Origin of the sequence: Acidovorax sp. 69 (genome assembly GCF_002797445.1) — a bacterium.
GTDB lineage: Bacteria > Pseudomonadota > Gammaproteobacteria > Burkholderiales > Burkholderiaceae_C > Acidovorax.
This window is the reverse complement of the sequence record NZ_PGEP01000001.1, coordinates 3,398,838-3,418,096: the sequence shown is the minus strand read 5'-3', so window position 1 is coordinate 3,418,096 and position 19,259 is coordinate 3,398,838. Positions and strand designations below refer to the sequence as shown.

General features: G+C 65.5%; 16 protein-coding genes and 1 pseudogene. 13 read left to right on the top strand and 4 right to left on the bottom strand.

The window, feature by feature from the left end:
• The first annotated feature begins 108 nt into the window (after positions 1-108).
• From CLU85_RS15635 to CLU85_RS15610, 6 genes and pseudogenes are all read left to right on the top strand, one after another.
• The gene (locus CLU85_RS15635; protein WP_100411066.1) at positions 109-1,095 is read left to right on the top strand and encodes a branched-chain amino acid ABC transporter permease; all 987 of its coding nucleotides are present in this window, start codon (positions 109-111) and stop codon (positions 1,093-1,095) included.
• A gap of 16 nt (positions 1,096-1,111) precedes the next feature.
• Positions 1,112-2,185: a branched-chain amino acid ABC transporter permease gene (locus CLU85_RS15630; RefSeq protein WP_100411065.1), complete on the top strand. Its 1,074-nt coding sequence runs from the start codon at positions 1,112-1,114 to the stop codon at positions 2,183-2,185.
• A gap of 98 nt (positions 2,186-2,283) precedes the next feature.
• Positions 2,284-4,428, top strand: a complete 2,145-nt coding sequence (locus tag CLU85_RS15625) for a D-(-)-3-hydroxybutyrate oligomer hydrolase (protein ID WP_100411064.1) — start codon at positions 2,284-2,286, stop codon at positions 4,426-4,428.
• A 131-nt stretch (positions 4,429-4,559) separates the two neighbouring features.
• On the top strand, positions 4,560-5,696 hold the full coding sequence (locus CLU85_RS15620) for an ABC transporter substrate-binding protein (protein WP_232727839.1): 1,137 nt from the start codon (positions 4,560-4,562) through the stop codon (positions 5,694-5,696).
• 44 nt (positions 5,697-5,740) lie between these two features.
• Positions 5,741-6,606, top strand: a pseudogene (locus tag CLU85_RS15615) (alpha/beta fold hydrolase).
• Between the two features lie 26 nt (positions 6,607-6,632).
• Positions 6,633-7,115, top strand: a complete 483-nt coding sequence (locus CLU85_RS15610) for a DM13 domain-containing protein (RefSeq protein ID WP_100411062.1) — start codon at positions 6,633-6,635, stop codon at positions 7,113-7,115.
• Between the two features lie 10 nt (positions 7,116-7,125).
• Here the strand turns inward: CLU85_RS15610 and CLU85_RS15605 are convergent, their stop codons facing one another.
• Complete coding sequence (locus CLU85_RS15605; RefSeq protein WP_100411061.1) at positions 7,126-7,368, bottom strand: glutaredoxin; 243 nt, start codon at positions 7,366-7,368, stop codon at positions 7,126-7,128.
• A gap of 92 nt (positions 7,369-7,460) precedes the next feature.
• Between CLU85_RS15605 and CLU85_RS15600 the strand changes: the two genes are divergently transcribed.
• From CLU85_RS15600 to CLU85_RS15570, 7 genes are all read left to right on the top strand, one after another.
• Positions 7,461-8,027 (top strand): lipocalin family protein, encoded by a 567-nt coding sequence (locus CLU85_RS15600; protein WP_100411060.1) that lies wholly within the window; start codon positions 7,461-7,463, stop codon positions 8,025-8,027.
• Positions 8,024-9,046, top strand: coding sequence for an NAD(P)/FAD-dependent oxidoreductase (locus tag CLU85_RS15595; RefSeq protein ID WP_198509204.1), 1,023 nt, complete (start codon positions 8,024-8,026; stop codon positions 9,044-9,046). The genes CLU85_RS15600 and CLU85_RS15595 overlap by 4 nt, the downstream gene beginning before the upstream one ends.
• 23 nt (positions 9,047-9,069) lie before the next feature.
• Positions 9,070-10,641, top strand: a complete 1,572-nt coding sequence (locus CLU85_RS15590) for a cryptochrome/deoxyribodipyrimidine photo-lyase family protein (RefSeq protein ID WP_100411058.1) — start codon at positions 9,070-9,072, stop codon at positions 10,639-10,641.
• 3 nt (positions 10,642-10,644) lie between these two features.
• Positions 10,645-10,830, top strand: coding sequence for a DUF2256 domain-containing protein (locus CLU85_RS15585; RefSeq protein ID WP_100411057.1), 186 nt, complete (start codon positions 10,645-10,647; stop codon positions 10,828-10,830).
• Positions 10,827-12,143 (top strand): DASH family cryptochrome, encoded by a 1,317-nt coding sequence (locus tag CLU85_RS15580; protein WP_100411056.1) that lies wholly within the window; start codon positions 10,827-10,829, stop codon positions 12,141-12,143. The genes CLU85_RS15585 and CLU85_RS15580 overlap by 4 nt, the downstream gene beginning before the upstream one ends.
• Positions 12,140-13,690 (top strand): cryptochrome/photolyase family protein, encoded by a 1,551-nt coding sequence (locus CLU85_RS15575; RefSeq protein ID WP_100411055.1) that lies wholly within the window; start codon positions 12,140-12,142, stop codon positions 13,688-13,690. Before CLU85_RS15580 ends, CLU85_RS15575 begins: the two co-directional genes overlap by 4 nt.
• A gap of 180 nt (positions 13,691-13,870) precedes the next feature.
• Positions 13,871-14,584, top strand: coding sequence for an SDR family NAD(P)-dependent oxidoreductase (locus CLU85_RS15570; RefSeq protein WP_100411054.1), 714 nt, complete (start codon positions 13,871-13,873; stop codon positions 14,582-14,584).
• Between the two features lie 244 nt (positions 14,585-14,828).
• Here CLU85_RS15570 and CLU85_RS15565 read toward each other — a convergent pair whose 3' ends face one another.
• The 3 genes from CLU85_RS15565 to CLU85_RS15555 form a co-directional block, all read right to left on the bottom strand.
• Positions 14,829-15,983, bottom strand: coding sequence for a HAMP domain-containing sensor histidine kinase (locus CLU85_RS15565; protein ID WP_198509203.1), 1,155 nt, complete (start codon positions 15,981-15,983; stop codon positions 14,829-14,831).
• Positions 15,984-16,361: 378 nt separating this feature from the next.
• On the bottom strand, positions 16,362-16,592 hold the full coding sequence (locus CLU85_RS15560; protein WP_232727838.1) for a DUF2805 domain-containing protein: 231 nt from the start codon (positions 16,590-16,592) through the stop codon (positions 16,362-16,364).
• A gap of 59 nt (positions 16,593-16,651) precedes the next feature.
• On the bottom strand, positions 16,652-19,168 hold the full coding sequence (locus tag CLU85_RS15555; protein ID WP_100412579.1) for a Lon protease family protein: 2,517 nt from the start codon (positions 19,166-19,168) through the stop codon (positions 16,652-16,654).
• Between the last annotated feature and the right edge of the window lie 91 nt (positions 19,169-19,259).

The window sequence follows — 19,259 nt, the reverse complement described above, 5'->3', positions numbered from 1 at the left end:
GGTGGTTTTTAAGTCGTTTTGGCCTCTGGCGCTTGATGGTAAAGCGCTAGTAGCTATGAATACAGTAGCAAATGAAATGGGCAGCCGCAACGCTGCAGGAGAACTCGCATGAGCGCCACCCGCGACTTCGACTGGAAGCCCCTGGCCCTGGTGCCCGCGCTGGCACTCCTGGTGCTGCCCTTCATCGGCTCGCCCAGCACCTGGCTCACACTCACGGTGGCGGGGCTGGCCATGGGCATGATCGTGTTCATCATCGCCTCGGGCCTCACGCTGGTGTTTGGCCTCATGGACGTGCTCAACTTCGGGCACGGTGTGTTCATTGCGCTGGGCGCCTTCGTGGCCACCAGCGTGCTGGGCAGCATGACCGACTACACACAAAGCGCTGACCTGTGGCGCAACCTGCTGGCCGTGCTGCCTGCCATGCTGGTGGCCATGGCCGTGGCGGGCGCGGTGGGGCTGGCGTTCGAGCGCTTCATCGTGCGGCCTGTGTACGGCCAGCACCTGAAGCAGATCCTCATCACCATGGGCGGCATGATCATTGGTGAAGAACTCATCAAGGTCATCTGGGGCCCCGCGCAGATCCCACTGCCGCTGCCTGAGGGCATGCGGGGCTCGCTGCTCATCGGCGACGCCGCCATCGAAAAATACCGCCTGGTGGCCGTGGCTGTGGGCCTGCTGGTGTTTGGCGTGCTGGCCTGGACGCTGTCGCGCACCAAGGTCGGCCTGTTGATACGTGCTGGCGTGCAGGACCGCGAGATGGTCGAGTCGCTCGGCTACCGCATCCGCCGTCTGTTCATTGGCGTGTTCGTGGTGGGCTCGGCCCTGGCCGGCCTGGGCGGCGTGATGTGGGGCCTGTACCAGCAAAACGTGGTGCCGCAGATGGGCGCACAGGTCAATGTGCTGATCTTCATCGTGATCATCATCGGCGGCCTGGGCAGCACGGGCGGCGCCCTCATCGGTGCATTGCTGGTGGGGCTGATGGCCAACTACACCGGTTTCCTGGTGCCCAAGGTGGCGCTGTTCTCCAACATCGCTTTGATGGTGGCCATTCTCTTGTGGCGTCCGCAGGGCGTCTATCCCGTGGCCAACCGCTGATGAGGAGCCGACTGACATGCTGAACCGACTTCTCTCCGGCGACTACCCGCGCAGCAAGGTGCTGGCGGTGATCCTCGTGGCCATCCTTCTTGGGCTGGCATTTGCACCCTTCCTGTTCCCCGGCGTCAAGGCGCTGTCGGTGGCGGCCAAGGTGCTGATCTTTGTGGTGCTGGTCGCCAGCTTCGACCTGTTGCTGGGCTACACCGGCATCGTGAGCTTTGCGCACACCATGTTTTTCGGCATCGGGGCCTATGGCATCGCGGTAGCCACCACGCGCATGGGGCCCACGTGGTCGGCACTGGCCGTGGGGCTGGGTGGCGCATTGGTGCTCTCGCTGCTGCTGTCGCTGGCTGTGGGGCTGTTTTCGCTGCGCGTGCGGGCCATCTTCTTCGCCATGATCACGCTGGCCGTGGCGGCCGCGTTCCAGACGCTGGCCTCGCAGCTGTCCGACATCACCGGTGGAGAGGACGGGCTGACGTTCAAGGTGCCCGAGATCCTGTCGCCGAGTTTCGAACCCTTCGACGAGCCCTTCCTGGGCGTCACGCTTGATGGGCGGCTGTTGTGCTATTACCTGCTGTTCGTCACGGCGGTGGCGCTGGTGCTGGCGTTGCTGCGCATCGTGAATTCGCCGTTCGGCCGCGTGCTGCAGGCCATCCGCGAGAACGAGTTCCGCGCCGAGGCCATTGGCTACCGCGTGGTGGTGTACCGCACCACATCGAGCGTGCTGTCGGCGCTGTTTGCCACGATGGCAGGCGCGATGCTGGCGCTCTGGCTGCGCTACAACGGGCCGGACACCTCGCTCAGCTTCGAAATCATGATGGACTGCCTGCTCATCGTGGTGATCGGTGGCATGGGCACCATCTACGGTTCGGCCATCGGGGCCGTGTTGTTCCTGGTGGCGCAAAGCTATCTGCAGGACCTGCTGCGCCTGGGCAGTGAGGCCACCTCTGGCCTGCCCTGGCTGTCTGCCTTGCTCTCGCCAGACCGCTGGCTGCTGTGGCTGGGCGTGCTGTTTGTTCTGTCTGTTTACTACTTCCCCACCGGTGTGGTGGGGCGCCTGCGCGCGGCAGCTGTGCGCAAGGTGGGGTAAGCAACCCGGGCCGTGCGGGGCAACCGGTGCGGTCTGGGATGTTGGTTGGTTCGTTAGCTGTGCAAAAAGACGCAAAGAAAAATCCAGGAGACAAGCACATGAAGATGAGCATGAAGAACCCGCGTTTTCGTCCCTTTGTTCCCGCTGCCCTGGCTGCCGCCGTTCTGGCCGCCTGTGGTGGCGGCAATGATGACAACGCGGCCCCCAATACCAAACCCACCTACCTCGGAGCGATCAGCGAAGCCGTGTACGACGGCACCAGCAACGACCTGCTCACGGCGGGCCTCGGTGCCACGGGCCTGGCTGCGGCCGCGCCACCAGCCTATGCCGACCCGCTCAAGCCGACGGCGGCCGAGCTGCGCCGCACCGCCATCCACACCAATTACCGCGCCATGCTCGACATGACGGCGGCAGGCGGCTACGGGCTGCTGTACGGCCCCAATGTGGATGCGCAGGGCAAGGTCACTGCGGGCGAGGGCAAGGTGCCCGGCACCGAATACATCGCGTTTGCCGACGACGGCACGGGCCGCAAGAATGTCACGCTCATGGTGCAGGTTCCCACCAGCTTCGACCCCAAGAAGCCCTGCATGATCACCGCCACGGCGTCAGGCTCGCGCGGTGTGTATGGCGGCATCTCCACCGGTGAATGGGCCCTCAAACGCGGCTGCGCCGTGGCCTACTCCGACAAGGGCACGGGTGGTGCGCCGCACGACCTGCAGAACGACACCGTGCCGCTGATTGACGGCACGCGCGCCACGGCTACCGCTGCAGGAAAAAACGCCGCTTTCAACGCAGGCCTCTCGGCCGTGGAGCTGGCGGGCTTCAACACCGCCACGCCCAACCGCTTTGCTTTCAAGCACGCACACTCCGGCCAAAACTCCGAGAAGGACTGGGGTACCACCACGCTGCAGGCTGTGGAATTTGGCTATTACGTACTCAACCAGCGCTACGGTGCGACCACGGCTGACGGTCTGCGCCTGAAAACGCTGACCCCCGCCAACACCATCGTCATTGCATCGAGCATCTCCAACGGCGGGGGTGCCGCCATCGCTGCGGCCGAGCTGGACACCCAGGGCCTGATCAGCGGCGTGGCCGTGTCCGAGCCCGCACTGGAGCTGCCCGCCAGTCCCGGCGTCACGGTGCGCCGTGGCAGTGCCGAGGTGGCCGTCACCGGCAAGACGCTGGTGGACTTCACCACTTACGCCAATCTGTACCAGGCCTGTGCATCACTGGCGCCCTCGGTCAGCACCAGCCCCTTTGCTGCCGCGTTTGCAGCGGGTTTTGCCGGTGCAGCACTGCCGATCGCACCCAACCGCTGTGCGGCGCTCAAGACGGCAGGCTTGCTGTCGGCCAGCACCACGGCCACACAGGCCGAAGAGGCGCTTGAGAAGCTGCGCGCCTATGGATGGGAGCCCGAGTCCAACGATCTGCATGCCTCGCTTGCGGCGTTTGAAGTGGCCCCTGCCGTGGCTGTGACCTTTGCCAACGGGCTGTCACGCGCCAGTGTGAAAGACAACCTTTGTGGCTTTAGCTATGCCGCCACGGCGGCGACCGGTGCGGTGACGCCGCTGGCTGCCGCTGCGCTGCCCGGCATGTTTGCCACGGGCAACGGCGTGCCTCCCTCGGGCGGCATCAACCTGGTGAACAACCTGGGCAAACTCGGGCCGGCGCGCGACTTCCTGTCGTTCTCGGATGCAGGTGTGGCCGACTGGAACACCGCTGGCGCGCTGTGCCTGCGCAACCTGGTCACCGGCACCGACACGGCGGCGAAGAAGTTGCAGGCTGGCGTGGATGAAACCCGTCGCAATGGCAACCTGCGGGGCAAGCCAGCCATCATCGTGCATGGCCGCGCCGATGCGCTGCTGCCCGTGAGCCACACTTCGCGCCCCTACGCCGCGCTGAACAAGAAGGTGGAAGGCGCCGCCAGCAAGCTCAGCTATGTGGAGGTGGCCCATGCGCAGCACTTTGACAGCTTCATTGGCCTGCCTACGGTGTTGCCGGGCTATGACAGCCGCTATGTGCCGCTGCATGTCTACCTGAACCAGGCGCTTGACGCCGTGTACGACCACTTGGCCAACGGCAAGGCCTTGCCGGGCAGCCAGGTGGTGCGCACGGTGCCACGCGGTGGCATACCGGGCAGCGCCCCGGCCATCACGGCGGCCAATGTGCCGCCGCTGGCCGTCACCCCTGCGGCAGCCAACGCCATTGCCATCACGGCTGGCGCCATTGCCATCCCCGATTGACCTGAAAGAGCTTTGCCAGACACACCGTCACCGCCGACCCCTGACGTGCGCGCGGGCCTTGTGCCCCAGCGCCGCCCGTGGGTGCGGCCGCAAGCCACCTAACGAGGGGATGAACCGATATGGACAAAGTCATGACATGGAGTCGCCGCCTGGCGACAGCATTGGCGGTCGTGTGGAGCGGGGCTATGGCCCCGCCGCTGCACGCCGCCGACATTGTGGTTGGACAGGTGGCGCCGCTCACTGGTGTGCTGGCCAGCACCGGTGCACAGATGGTGCTGGGCGGCAAGGTCTACTTTGACTGGGTCAATGCCCAGGGCGGCATACATGGCGCCACCGTCCGCCAAGTGGTGGCCGACGATGCCTACAAAGTGGCCGACACGGTAAGACTGACCCGCGAGATGCTGGCCAAACCCGAGGTGGTGGCGCTGTATGGTTTTGCGGGCACGGCCAACATCACCCAGTTGCTGGCCGATGGCGTGCTGGAGCAGGGCGGAGCCGCGCTGGTAGCGCCCTATACGGGTGGCGAGTCGCTGCGCAGCCCGTTCAACCCCTGGATCTTTCATGTGCGCGCTGGTTACGTGGACGAGACCGAGCATATGGTGCAGCAGCTCACCACTCTGGGCATGAACCGCGTGGCCGTGATGTACCAGGACGACGGTTTTGGCAAGGCGGGCCTGGCGGGCGTGGAGGCCGCGCTGGCCAAGCGCAACCTCAAGCTGGTGGTGTCTGCAGGCTATGAACGCAACACCGACAAGGTAGACGATGCCGTCAAGGCCATTAAGGCCGCCGATGTGCATGCGGTCATCATGATTGCGGTGAACAAGCCTGCCGCAGCCTTCATCCAGCGCTACCGCGAGCAGGGCGGCGGGGCGCAGCTGTACAACATATCGGTGGTGGACCCGACCGAACTGGTCAAGCTAGCGGGCCTCAAGAACGCACACGGCCTGGGCATCAGCCAGGTGGTGCCTTACCCCTACCGGCCTCAGCTGCCGGTGGTGCGCGAGTACCAGACGCTGCTCAAAAAGTACGCGCCCGAGGCCGAGGTCAATTACACCAGCTTCGAGCAGTTCCTGGGTGCCAAAGTGCTCGTCGAGGCGTTGCGCCGCGCCGGGCCTGTGCCTACGCGCGCCAAGGTGATGAAGGCGCTGGAGTCGCTGCAAAGCTATGACCTCGGCGGTATCACGCTGGGCTACTCGCCCACCAACCGCATCGGCTCGCGCTATGTCGAGGTCACCGTCATTGGCAGCAATGGCCGCCTCATGAAGTGAGCCACCGATCCTCTTCATTTTCTCTGTTCCACAAGGTCGCCATCATGTCCCCCACCTCGCGCTACGCCACCTGCGCTGGCTATGAAATCCATTACATGGAATGGGGCGCGCCCGATGCCCCGGTGGTGATTGCCTGGCACGGCCTGGCGCGCACGGGGCGCGACATGGACCCATTGGCAGCGCACTTGGCCCCGCGCTACCGCGTGATCTGCCCGGACACGCTGGGGCGGGGGCTGAGCCAGTGGGCACGCGTGCCGCTCGACGAATACTGCCTGTCGTTCTACGCGCGAATTGCGGCCGGCCTGTTTGACCAGTTGGGTATCGAGAAGGCGCACTGGGTGGGCACATCGATGGGCGGTGCCATTGGCACGGTGTGCGCATCGGGCCTTTTCGAGCCGCAGCTCAAGGACCGCATTACCAGCCTGCTTCTCAACGACAACGCCCCCGCCTGGCCGACGCTGCGCTGGAGCGCATCAAGGCCTATGCAGGCCACCCGCCCGCCTTCGACACGGTGCTGGAGCTGGAAGCGTTCTTCCGTCAGGTGTACAAACCCTACGGCTGGTTGAGCGACGCACAGTGGCGCCTGCTGACCGAGAGCAGCACGCGCCGTCTGCCCGATGGCCGGGTGACACCGCATTACGACCCGGCCATGGTGCAGCAGTTCACGCACCACGCTAACGACTACCTGATCTGGGACCATTACGACGCGCTGGATATCCCCGTGTTGTGCCTGCGCGGTGCTGAGTCAGACCTGGTGCTGCGCGACACCACGGCCGAGATGCTCACACGCGGTCCGGGTGCACGGGGTCTGGCTCAAGTGGTTGAGGTGTCGGGTTGCGGTCACGCACCGGCGCTGAACGTGCCAGAGCATTACGCACTGGTCGATGGGCTTTTGGCACGAGCACAGTGAGGTGACTGGCGGTACATTGGCGCGACATGTTGCCCGCCGCCACGAAACCGCTTTTGCTCATCGCCTCGCACCTGCTCACCCTGGTCGTGGGGTTCGCAGCGGGTGTGTACTGGTTGCCGGTCCTGATCGCGCCTGCGGCACCCACGCTGCAAGAGGTACAGGCCAGTGTACCCACGGTGCAATGGACCGGCACCTTTCGCCGTGACCTGAAGGACAGCGACGCCCTGCACTGGGGTGAGGGCGTGGTGTCCATTGGCCCGCAAGCCATCAGCCTGGCGGGCAAGCTGGCACCGGGGCCGGACTACAAGCTCTACCTGTCGCCCGCGTTTGTGGAGACGGAGGCCGACTTCCAGCGCCTCAAGCCGCAAATGCTGCGCGTGGGGGATGTGAAGACGTTCAACAACTTCATCGTTCCGGTACCGCAGGGCGCGGACCCGGCGCAGTTCAATACCGTGGTCGTGTGGTGCGAGACTTTCGGCCAGTTCATCACCGCCGCGCAGTACCGGTAGGGCGGTGGGCTCAGGCGCTCAGTTGCGCCAGTGCCGCTTGCAGCCCGGCCAGCCCGCCCACGCGTTGGTCGTTGATGAAAATTTGCGGCATCTGGCGCACCGACGGCCCGCACTTGGCATAAAACGCCAGGCGCTCGGCCTCGTCATCGATCTTGATCTCCTCATAGGGCAGCGAGCGGGATTTGAGGAGCATCTTGGCCGACTCGCACTGCGGGCAGGCGGATTTGGAGTACACGGTGATTTGAAGGGTCATGGTGCGAGTTTACGGGGCATGGCGCAGGCTTGTACTGGTCCCGTGGTGGAGTGGTTTACCATTCGGTTTGTTTTGTGACTGATTGGTAATTTATGCCTCTACCATTCCTGTGGGTTCGCCGCTCGGCGCTGCTTTTGTCTGCGGCCTGTGTCCTGGCCCTGATGGGCTGCTCATCCACCACTCCGCCCCCTGGCGTCACCCCTGTCACCCCGTTCGACCTGGCCCGGTACGAGGGCCGCTGGTACGAGGCAGCGCGGCTCGACCATTCGTTCGAGCGCGGCATGACCGACGTGAGCGCCACCTACCAGCGCCAGGCGGACGGCAGCGTGCGGGTGCTCAATCGGGGTTTTGACACCGGCAAAAAAGACTGGCGCCAGGCGGAAGGCAAGGCCAAATTCACCGGCGACTTCAACACCGCCTCGCTCAAGGTGTCGTTCTTCGGCCCGTTCTACGGCGGCTACCACGTCGTCGCGCTCGACGCCGACTACCAGTGGGCCCTGGTGCTGGGGCCAGACCGCAGCTATTGCTGGATCCTGTCGCGCACCAAACAACTGGCACCTGCCGTGCGCGAACAGCTCATCGCCCGCGCGCAGGCGCTCGGCATCGACACCCAGGCCCTGATCTGGGTGACCCACGAACGCACCGATCCGCAGCCATGAGCACTTTGACGATGCCACAACCCATCGCCGTCATCGGCGCAGGCTTGGCGGGCCTGTCGTGTGCGCAGGCGCTGCTGCAGGAGGGGCACACGGTCCATGTGTTCGACAAAAGCCGGGGCCCCTCGGGCCGCATGAGCACCCGGCGCGCCGAAGATGAACATGGCCCCTGGCAGTGCGACCACGGCGCGCAGTATTTCACTGCGCGTGACGCCGCTTTCCGCTCAGAAGTCGCCCGCTGGCAGCAGGCCGGTGTGGCTGCGCAGTGGGATGCACAACTGGCCAGTTTTGATGGCAATGTCTGGACCACGCCGCACACCCCTCTGGAGCGCTTTGTGGGCACACCGCGCATGACATCGCCCGCCGCGTGGCTGGTGCAGGGCTTGGCGCCAGTGGGCGAGCGCGCCCACACGCAGTGGCAGACCACCGTGCAGCGGCTGGAGCGATGCCCCGACGGATGGGCCATCACCTCAGCCGAGCATGGCCTGCATGCCCAGCGCTACAGCGCTGTGCTGCTGGCCGTGCCCGCGCCCCAGGTGGTGCCGCTGTTGACCGAGGTGGCCCCCGCAGGCGCTGCGGTGGCAGGCAGCGCCCGCATGCGCGGCAGCTGGGCCGTCATGTTGCGTTATGCCGCACCCGTGGTTCTGCCGTGGGATGGCGCCTTCATCAACACCGGCCCGCTGCGCTGGGTGGCGCGCGACAGCAGCAAGCCCGGCCGTGCAGGGCCAGAAACGTGGCTGCTGCACGCCAGTGCCGAGTGGAGCGAGGCGCATATCGAAGACAGCGCAGGCAGCGTGACCGCTGCCTTGCTCGCCGCCTTTGCAGTCTTGGGCGGCCCCTCGCCCCTGGTTGCCACCGCGCACCGCTGGCGTTATGCCGACACCGAGCCTGCACTCACCCTGGGCTGCTGGTGGGATGGCGCCGCCCGCCTGGGGATGTGCGGTGACTGGCTGAACGGCGGCAAGGTCGAGGGCGCGTGGCTCAGCGGTCAGGCTTTGGCGCGGCAAGCAACACCCACCTGACGACCACGCACAAGGCACGCGCGATGAGCTACACCGTGGTCTGGTTCAAACGCGATCTGCGCGTGCACGACCACGCACCATTGCAGCATGCCGCCGCCCAGGGCCCGGTGCTGTGCCTGTACGTCGTCGAGCCCAGCCTATGGGCGCAGCCCGATGTCGCCCTGCAGCACTATCACTTTGTGCAAGAAAGCCTGCACGACCTGGCCCATGCCCTGCAGCGGCGCGGTGCCGCGCTGCAGGTGGCTGTGGGCGAGGTGAGCGATGTGCTGGCCCGCCTGCACGCGCTGGCACCGTTCCACACCTTGGTAGCGCATGAAGAAACTGGCAATGCCCACACCTATGCCCGCGACCTGGCCGTGGGCCGGTGGTGCTGCGCGCAGGGCGTGGCCTGGCGCGAATGGCCTCAGCACGGCGTGGTGCGCCGCCTGCGCTCGCGCGACGAGTGGCATGGGCACTGGCAAGCCTTTATGCACGCGCCGGTGGTGGCTGCCCCCGAGCCCGACAATCTGCAGGCCCGCACGCTGCCGTGGCCCGCGCAGCCTTGGCCCATTGGGGCCGAGCTGGGCCTGCCCGCGCACGACCCGCCCCTGCGGCAACGTGGCGGCCGCAAAGAGGGCTTGCGGGTGCTGCAAGACTTTTTGCTGGACCGCAGCCAGGGATACCGGGGTGGCATCTCATCGCCGCTCACGGCGCCCAGCGCCTGCTCGCGTCTGTCTCCCTATCTGGCGCTGGGTTGCCTGGGTATGCGCGAAGTGGTGCAGGCCACCGAGCGCCGCCAGCAACAACTCAAAGGCAGTGCCGACCCCGCTGCCGCCTGGCAGCGCAAGGGCCTGACTGCCTTCATGAGCCGCCTGCACTGGCATTGCCACTTCATTCAGAAGCTCGAATCCGAGCCTGCGCTGGAGCACCATAACCTGCACCGGGGCTATACCGGCCTGCGCGAAGGCGAGTGGAACCCCGCCCACTTCGATGCCCTGGTGGCCGGGCGCACCGGCTGGCCCATGGTCGATGCCTGCGTGGCCATGCTGCGCGAGACAGGGTGGATCAACTTCCGCATGCGGGCCATGCTGGTGTCGGTAGCGTCGTACCCGCTGTGGCTGCACTGGCGGCCCGTGGGTGAATGGCTGGCGCGCCAGTTTCTGGACTACGAGCCCGGCATCCACTGGAGCCAGATGCAAATGCAGGCGGGCACCACCGGCATCAACACCACCCGCGTGTACAACCCCATCAAGCAGGCGCAAGACCACGACCCCCACGGCCACTTTGTGCGCCAGTGGCTGCCTGCATTGCGCCGCGTGCCCGACGTGTGGTTGCTGGAGCCCTGGCGCATGCCGCCCGATGTGCAGGCCCGCTGTGGCGTGCATGTGGGGCACGGCATTGCCGAGCCGCTGGTGGACCTGGAAACCGCCACCCGCATCGCCAAGACCCGTGTGCACAACCTGCGCGCCCAGCCAACCATCCGCGACGCCAAGGTCGCCATCGTCGAAAAGCACGGATCTCGCCAGTTCCGCGACGGCGGCAGCCCGCAGGCACGCGCCCGTGCCCGCGCACGCAACGCGGCCCAGCACCCCCAGCAGCAAACCCTGGACTTTTGAACCATGCGCATGCGCAAAAAATCAGACCTTCCGCAAAAGACCTGCCTGCACTGCGGCCTGCCATTCACTTGGCGCAAGAAGTGGGAGAAGGTGTGGGACGAGGTGAAATACTGCTCTGACCGTTGCCGCAACGAGCGCAAGCACGCGGGCAGCGCCACCAGTGGTTCAGCAGGGCAGGGCGCTGCATGAACACCGTGTTATTTTGGTTTCGTAACGACCTGCGCCTGCACGATCAGCCCGCGCTGCATGCCGCACTTACCAGCGGTGCTACCCACCTGCTGTCTGTGGTGTGCCTGTCGGCTGCTGATGAAACCACGCCCTGGGGCTTTGCCCGCGTGGGCCCCCACCGCCGTGCCTTCACCGCTGCCGCGCTACGTGGGCTTCAGGCGCAAATGAGCGCACTGGGCAACCCACTGCTCATCTGCCAGGCCCCACCCGCAACCGCCTTGTCGCAACTGGCCCAGGCCGTGGGTGCCACCACCGTGGTGTGCGAAGACATTGCCGCCCCTTACGAGCAGGCCGAGGTGGCCGCATTGCGCGCTGCTGGTCTGCAGGTACGCACCGTGTGGCACAGCAGCTTGCTGCCCCCTGCGCGCATGCCCTGGCCTGTGGATCAGCTACCGGGCGTGTTCACCAGCTTTCGGCAGAAGGTCGAGCGCGCGGGCATCACCCCCGCTGCGCCATTGCCTGCACCCGCCCGGCTGCTGCCGCCGCCCGATGTGCCTGCCTCCGTGCTGCAGGCAGCGGGCGCAGAGAAGGGCGCCGCAGCCATCCTGCAACCCGCGCCGCCGCATGGCAGCGATGCCCGCTCGTCCTTCCCCTACGGCACGCCTGCGTGTGATGGCAGCGAGGCCGCCGCATTGGCCCACCTGGCGCAGTACCTGGCACGCAAGCTGCCCCACAGCTACAAGGCCACGCGCAACGGGTTGACGGGGTTCGACTACTCCAGCAAGTTCTCGCCCTGGCTGGCCACGGGGGCACTCTCGCCCCGGCAGATTTATGCCGATCTGAAAACCTTTGAGCGCGACCACGGCGCCAACGACGGCACCTACTGGCTGTGGTTCGAGCTGCTGTGGCGTGACTACTTCCGGCTGCTGCACCTGCAGTACGGCGCTGCGCTGTACCGTGCGCGCGGCCTGTCTGCATTGCCCCCAGACACGCACAACGCGCAGGGCTTTGAGCGCTGGTGCCAGGGCCGTACCGGCGAGCCGTTGGTGGACGCCGCCATGCGCGAGCTGGCCGCCACCGGCTACCTGAGCAACCGCCTGCGGCAGGTGGTGGCCAGCTACCTCATCTACGACCTGCACAGTGACTGGCGCGCAGGCGCTGCGTGGTTTGAATCGCAACTGGTGGACTACGACGTGTACAGCAACCAGGCCAACTGGCTCTACATCGCCGGGCGCGGCACTGACCCGCGCGGTGGGCGCCGCTTCAACCCCGTGAAGCAAACGCAGGACCACGACGCCGATGGCAGCTACCGCCGCATGTGGGGCACGATATGACCACGCCACAACCGCGAACCCACACCCTGCGCCTGCTGCTGGGCGACCAGCTCAACCCCGAGCATTCATGGTTTGCCACGCAGGACGAGGGCGTGGTCTACGTGCTGATGGAAGTGCGGCAAGAGACCGACTACGTGCTGCACCACGCGCAAAAGATCCTCGCCATCTTTGCCGCCATGCGCGACCTGGCCCGCTACCTGCGCGAGGCCGGGCACCGCGTGCGCTACGTGGCGATCGATGACGCCAGCAACCGCCAGTCGATGCCTGACAACCTGGCCGCCCTCATGGCCCACTACGGTGCGCACACGCTGCAATACCAGCACCCTGACGAATGGCGGCTGGACGAGCAACTGCGCACCTGGGGTACACAGCAAAGCTTTGCCGTGCAGGCCGTCAGCAGCGAGCACTTCTACACCACCCGCACCGAAATGGCCGAGGTCTTCCAGGGCCGCAAGCAGTGGCTCATGGAGCACTTCTACCGCCGCATGCGCCAGCGCCACCAGGTGCTGATCGACGCAGCGGGCGAGCCCGAAGGCGGCCAGTGGAACTACGACCACGACAATCGCAAGCCATGGCCTGGCACACCGGAGCTGCCGCCGGACGAACGCCCCACGCACGACCACAGCGCCCTGTGGGTCACCATCCAGGCGGCAGGCGTGCCAAGCTTCGGCAACCCCCAAGCCGCTGCGCTGCGCTGGCCGCTGAATCGGTCCGAAGCCCTGGCGTGGCTCGACCACTTCATCACGACCACGCTGCCGCACTTTGGCGCTTATGAAGACGCCATGAGCACACAGAGCAATCGACTGTTCCACTCGCTGCTGTCCTTCGCGCTCAACACCAAAATGCTGCGCCCGCACGAGGTGGTGCAGCGCGCCCAGGCCGCGCACCACGCAGGCGCTGCGCCCCTGCCAGCGGTAGAGGGTTTCATCCGCCAGATCCTCGGCTGGCGCGAATATGTGCGCGGCATTTACTGGGCCCACATGCCCGGATACGACGAGCGCAACGCCCTGGGCCACAGCGCACCATTGCCCGAATGGTTCTGGACGGGTAACACCCGCATGCGCTGCCTGCAGCACGCCGTGGGCCAGTCACTGGAGCATGCGTATGCCCACCATATCCAGCGCCTCATGGTCATCGGCAACTTTGCGTTGTTGGCGGGGTTGGACCCCGCCGCCGTGCACCGCTGGTACCTGGGCGTGTACATCGACGCGTTTGAATGGGTGGAAGTGCCCAACACCGTGGGCATGAGCCAGTTTGCCGACGGCGGCCTGCTGGCCACCAAACCCTATGTGAGCAGCGCGGCCTACATCGACCGCATGGGCGACTACTGCAAAGGCTGCCACTACGACAAGAAGCTCAAGGTGGGCGACCGCGCCTGTCCCTACAACGCGCTGTACTGGGACTTTTTTGCGCGCAACGAAGGCGCGCTGGGCCGCAACTTTCGCCTCGGAATGGTCTACCGCCAGTTGCAGAAGATGCAGGGCCCGCAGCTCGATGCGCTGCGTGAACACGCCGCCGACCTGCGCATGCGGCTCCATGCGCTGTAGCGGCTGCCATGCTCACCATTCGCCACCACCCCCCGCTCGCGCTGGGCTTTGCGAAGGGCCGCACCTCCATCGCAGCCCCGTTCAGCCTGAGCCTGTCGAAGGCCGCACCCATGCCCTGGCTTCGACAAGCTCAGCCCGAACGTTGGTGGGCTCGCACACATTGATCCGAGGAACCAACCTATGCCCACCCGATCCCTCGCCTCCCTGCCCGAGGGCTACCGCGCCCTCGTCATCGGTGCCACCGGCGCCATCGGCTGCGCATTTCTGGCCCACCTGCGGGCCGACCCCCGCTGCGCCCTGGCCGTGGGCCTGGGCCGCCACACGAGCCCTGCGGTGGACCTGGACGACGAGGCCACCATCGCCCACGCCGCGCAGCATCTCAAGGCCCAGGGGCCGTGGCACTGCATCATCCATGCGGCTGGCATGCTGCATGGCCCCCAAGGCCTGCCCGAGAAGCGCCTGGGCCAGATGAACTATGCGCAGATGGAGGCCACCTTCGGCACCAACACCTTCGGTCCCGCGCTGGTGTTGGCCCACTTTGCGCCGCTGTTGCCCAAGCAGGAGCGCGGTCTGCTGGCCGTGCTCTCGGCCAAGGTGGGCAGCATTGGCGACAACCGCCTGGGCGGCTGGTACAGCTACCGTGCCTCCAAGGCCGCGCTCAACATGCTGCTCAAAACGGCATCCATCGAAGTAGCCCGAACTCACCCGCAGGCCGTGCTGGTGGCGCTGCACCCAGGCACGGTGGACTCGGCCCTGTCCGCCCCGTTCAACGGCGCAGAAATAGGCCGTCCCGCAGCCGATGCGGCGGGCGACATGCTGCGGGTGCTGGATGGGTTGGGAGCGGACGAAACGGGCAGTTTTTATGCCTACAGCGGGGAAAAACTGCCGTGGTGAGTGTCGGATGCCTGCTATGGTTTTGATACCGAAGATCGATCCCAGATGGGCGCCAGCGGCTATTTTTCAAAATTTCAACGGAGGGCGTGGAGGCTTGACTTCGATGGTCGCCATCGGCCAGGAGCGGTCTCAAGGTCAACTATCGGAGAAGGTCCGGTTGGGGCTTTCTGTGGCGCTGTCGTCAAGGCAGATCAGCCTCGTTCCTGTGCTTGCAAGCAACGGCTCAGCCTGTGGGGACGTCGTGTTACGAATGAATGCTGGCGCCTGCCGGCAACGTGTGGCGAGGCATTTCGATGGTGAAAATGCAGCCTGCGACGGGCGCCTTGCGCACGCTGAGAGTGCCGTCGTTCGCCTCCACACTGCGGCGCGAGATCGAAAGTCCAAGTCCCATGCCGCTGCGGTCCTTGCCTACTTGGGTAAAGGGTTGAAACAGTGTCAGCATTGCATCCTCGGAAAGTCCTTCTCCGTTGTCCTGCACCTCAATCAGAATTCGATTCCCTGATGCGCGTGCCTCAAGGCCCACGACCCCTCCGATCGGGGGAGAAAACTTGAAGGCGTTCTGCAGCAGATTGCCGACGGCTGCCAGCATCAGATCCCGGTCTGCATCAATTGCAAGCGATCGGTCTACCGCCGACACAGTGAACGCACAACCCTTGACCTGTGCATCCAGCGTGGCCGAGAGCCTGATCTCCGCGATAAAGTCGACCAATGAAAATGGATGCCGCTGCGCCGCTATGCCCGCCGTCACGCGGACTTCCGCGAGCGAGCGGTCAATCAGATGGCTCATACCGGCGAGCGAGCGATCCAATACCCCTGCCGTTGCACCGTCCACGCCGACATTGCCGGCTTTGATCGCCCGTGTTGCCAGCTTGGCAGCAAACAATAGGTTGCGCAGCTCGTGCGCGAAGACGCCCAACCGTTCATTCAGCGCATGTGCTTGTTTGGTTTCAGCCAGAAGATCACGCTGGTGAATGTATTCGGTCACGGCGTTGGCGATGGCATTGTCCAGGCAACGGCTGAGGGATCGAAACTCGTCAGCTCGCACCTCTGTGCCGGTCTCCAATGCGAGATCGGAAATTGCTTGGCACAAGTCGCCATAGTTGTGCACCACTTCTTCGATCGTGAAGCCACTGCCAATCAACTCTTTTCCATATCGGGTAGCGGCATCGCTGATTTCCGATGGTGCAAGGCTGAGCCCACCCGAAAGCCCTGAGATCTGTTGGCTGCGCAGGGGGTCTGCGGCTTGTTCCGCCATCAGGGTTTCAATGAGTTGATCCAGAAATACGGTGACACCGTGCGGGAGTTCTTCCGATGCAACGCCGTCTGAGCGCAAGGAAACCTTTGTGCGGCAACGATCAATCAGTGCGCGACGATTTGCGAGTAGGAATTCATGCAGCATGTGCGCACGATACATTGGAAAAATCCCGGCTTGAGAAGTTGTTCTTTCATACGTTGTTTATGCATGAATCGCTTTCATCGACAACGGTGCATGGGCAAATTGCGTGAGGCAGCGTCCAAACGTCCAAACGGATAGGAACTGGCGGATTGTGCGATGGCTATGGCGTCCAACGACAAACTGCGTCGGGCCCGAATCGGTCGTCCGAGGGCGCACTGGAGTAACAGCCCGCGATGCGGTTTGCGCGCATCGCCTTCCTTTTCAAGCCCCAACTTCGTTACCGATACACCGTCGCAATCGTGCCGAGCCATCAGAGCAGATTCCATCGGCGCGCCACGGATGCCAGCGGAGTGGGGGCCTGCAAGGTCTGGGCCGCCCGTGTTACTTGTAGTTGGCCCGCTGATCCGCAAACCGTCTCACCCGCTTGCGCCAGGCGCGATAGCTGCCGGGTGCCAGGTGGGTGCGCATGAGGGCCTTGACCTCGTCGTGGTGCAGCCCGTGCACGGCACGGATTTGGGCAAAGCTCACGTGGTCGCTGAGCGCCATCTGGATGATCTCACCCACCGTGGCTGGGTCGAGCGCGCTGGCGTGTGGTGGGATCGGGTGGGTCACGGCGGTATGGAGAAAGTGTGGCGCAGAGGGATGGAGATGGCGGCGTGGACGGTCGTTGGCTATTGGTTGCCGCGCCGCAATCCACCCCGTCCGCGCCGCGTGTGTCCCGCGCTCTGGCACGCGCGCCGGTAGGCGCGCAGGGTCTGCTCTGCGCGGTGCAGCACGGTATCGGCCACCTGGGCCGCGACGTCTGCCTGGGCCTGCAGCAGCTCGGCCGGGCTCATGCCCGAGGCCTCGCCGGTCAGCAGCGCGATGCCCTCGCTGACGTGGCCCATGGTGTAGACGCTGAACAGGCCACGATCGACCGCGTCGAGGATGGTGCGGTCCAGCATCAGGTGGCGCTGATTGCGGGCGGGGATGAGCACGCCTTGCGTGCCATCGAGCCCTGCTGCTACACAGGCCTGGAACCAGCCTTCGATCTTTTCGTTGATACCGCCCACGGGCAGCACTTCGCCGTGCTGGTTCAATGCGCCTGTCACTGCAATGCCCTGGCGCAGCGGCAGGTCTGACAGGCTGGACAGCAGCGCATACAGCTCGGCGCACGAGGCGGAGTCGCCCTCCACGCCGCTGTATTCCTGCTCGAAGACGATGGACGCGTTCAGCGCCAGTGGTGCCACGTGGCTGAACAGTGCCGTGAGGTAGCTGTGCAGGATGAGCACGCCCTTGTCGTGGATGGGGCCGGACATATCCACCTCGCGCTCGATGTTGAGCAGGCCCTCCTGCCCCGCGAACGTGCGCGCCGTGATGCGCACCGGAAAGCCGAAGCGGTAGTCGCCCAGGTCAATCTGCGTCATGGCGTTGATCTGGCCCGCCACGGTGCCGTGCAGGGTGATGAGGCGTTCACCTTCGGTGATGGATTCGTGCAGTTCTTGTTCTGGTTGGTTGTGGCGTTGGGTGCGGGCGCTCAGTGCTGCCAGCACATCAGGTGCTTGCACCAAGCTGCTGTGGCGTGTCTGGCCCAGTGTGGCGCTTTCGATGGCCAGGGCTTCGGTGTGCGCAAAACGTGCGCTCTGGCGGCCTTGGTCGTCGGCCTCGCGGTGGGTTTGCTCCAGCAGCAGGGCCACGGCGTCGGGCGCAAAGTGGGGCAGGCCACGTTTTTTGCAGCAATGCGCCACCAGGATGGCGGTGGCGCGGTGGGTGGTGGGGGTGGCGGCAAAGTGGTCTGAAAAATCCACCTTCACCCGAAAGCGGCGTGCCGCGTCGGGGTCGGCCTCTTGCAAGGCGTAGTACTCGTCCACTGAGCCGATCAGCACGATCTTGACGTCCACATCCACGGGCTCGGGTTGCAGGGTGGCGCTGCCACCGCCGCCACCGCCGCCACCGCCGCCACCGCCGCCACCGCCGCCACCGTGTGCCGGGTTGCCACCGCCTTCCTCGATCTGCAGGCGGCCGCAGCGCAGAAAGCGGCGCAGGCGTGGCCACAGGCCTTCTTCGGCGGCCAGGTCGTGCAGGTGCAGCAGGATGAAGCCGCCGTGGGCCTTGAGCAGGCTGCCTGCGTGGATGCTGGCGTGGTCGGCTTGTACCGTGTCGGTGTCCGAGCCGTGCTCGATGCTGCCAAACAAGGTGCGCGCAGTGGGGTTGTCCTCCACCACCACGGGGGCGGCGTTGCGGCCATGGTTGTCCACCACCAGATTTACCTGGCAGCGCGCCAGCAACTCATCCAGCGCATCCTTGCGGTCGTCCTCGGCGTCGGCATTTTGTTCTGTATCGCCGGGCTCGAACAGATCGATGTGGTCGAGCACGGTGCGCTCCACCTGGTCCAGCCACTGCGTGAGCTTGACGGAATCCTTGATCTGCTTGCGCAGGCCCTGGCGGATCTCCTGCAGCGGGTGATCCACCAAGGGCTTGACGGTCTGGCGGCGCAGGGTGGCCAGTGCGTCGTCGCGGGCGCGCTCCAGCGGGCGGGTGGATTCGAGGAAGCGGGTGATTTCGGTGCGCAGCTCCTGCTCAGCCGCATCGATCTCGGCGCGTCGTTCGCGGGGCAGGGCGCGGGCTTCGTTTTCGGTCAGCGACTGGCCCTTGGGGCCTGCGAGGGTGAACACCATGTGCCCCGCCTCGCGCGTCAGGCGGAACTGGCGGGCCTCGGCAAACGCGTCCAGCACCGCAAAGGCTTCGCTCTCCTGCGTTTGCCAGGTCTTTTCGATGCGCTCAGCCTCGGCCTTGAAATCGGGATGGGCCAGGCGTTTGGGGATGTCGGCCTGCAGGCTGCGCGCCATGTCGGCCAGCCCCAAGCGCAGCTGGCGGCCCTGGCCTGCGGGCAGGCGCAGGGCGCGGGGGCGGTCGGGGCTGTCGAAGTGGTGCAGGTAGCACAGGTCGGGCGGCACCGGGCGCGCGGTGGCCGCCTCGTGCATTGCCTGGCGCAGCAGAGACGCGCGCCCGCTGCCCACCTCGCCCAGCACAAATAGGTGGTAGTCGGGCTGCTGCATGGCCAGACCAAACTGCGCGGCAGCCTGCGCGCGCTCTTGCCCGATCCAGGGCAGGGGCAGGTCTTGCAACTCGGCCGTGCTGGCAAAACCCAGCGATTCGGGGGCAATGGTCAGCCGAAGCTGGTGGGAGGCGAGGGCAAAGGCGGGCATGGGTGCGTGTGTGGGGTGGTGGCGGCGTGAGGCCATTGGGGGCTTTGCAACGCCGATTCACCAAAATATGAGTCAAAACGGGCAAATTCGC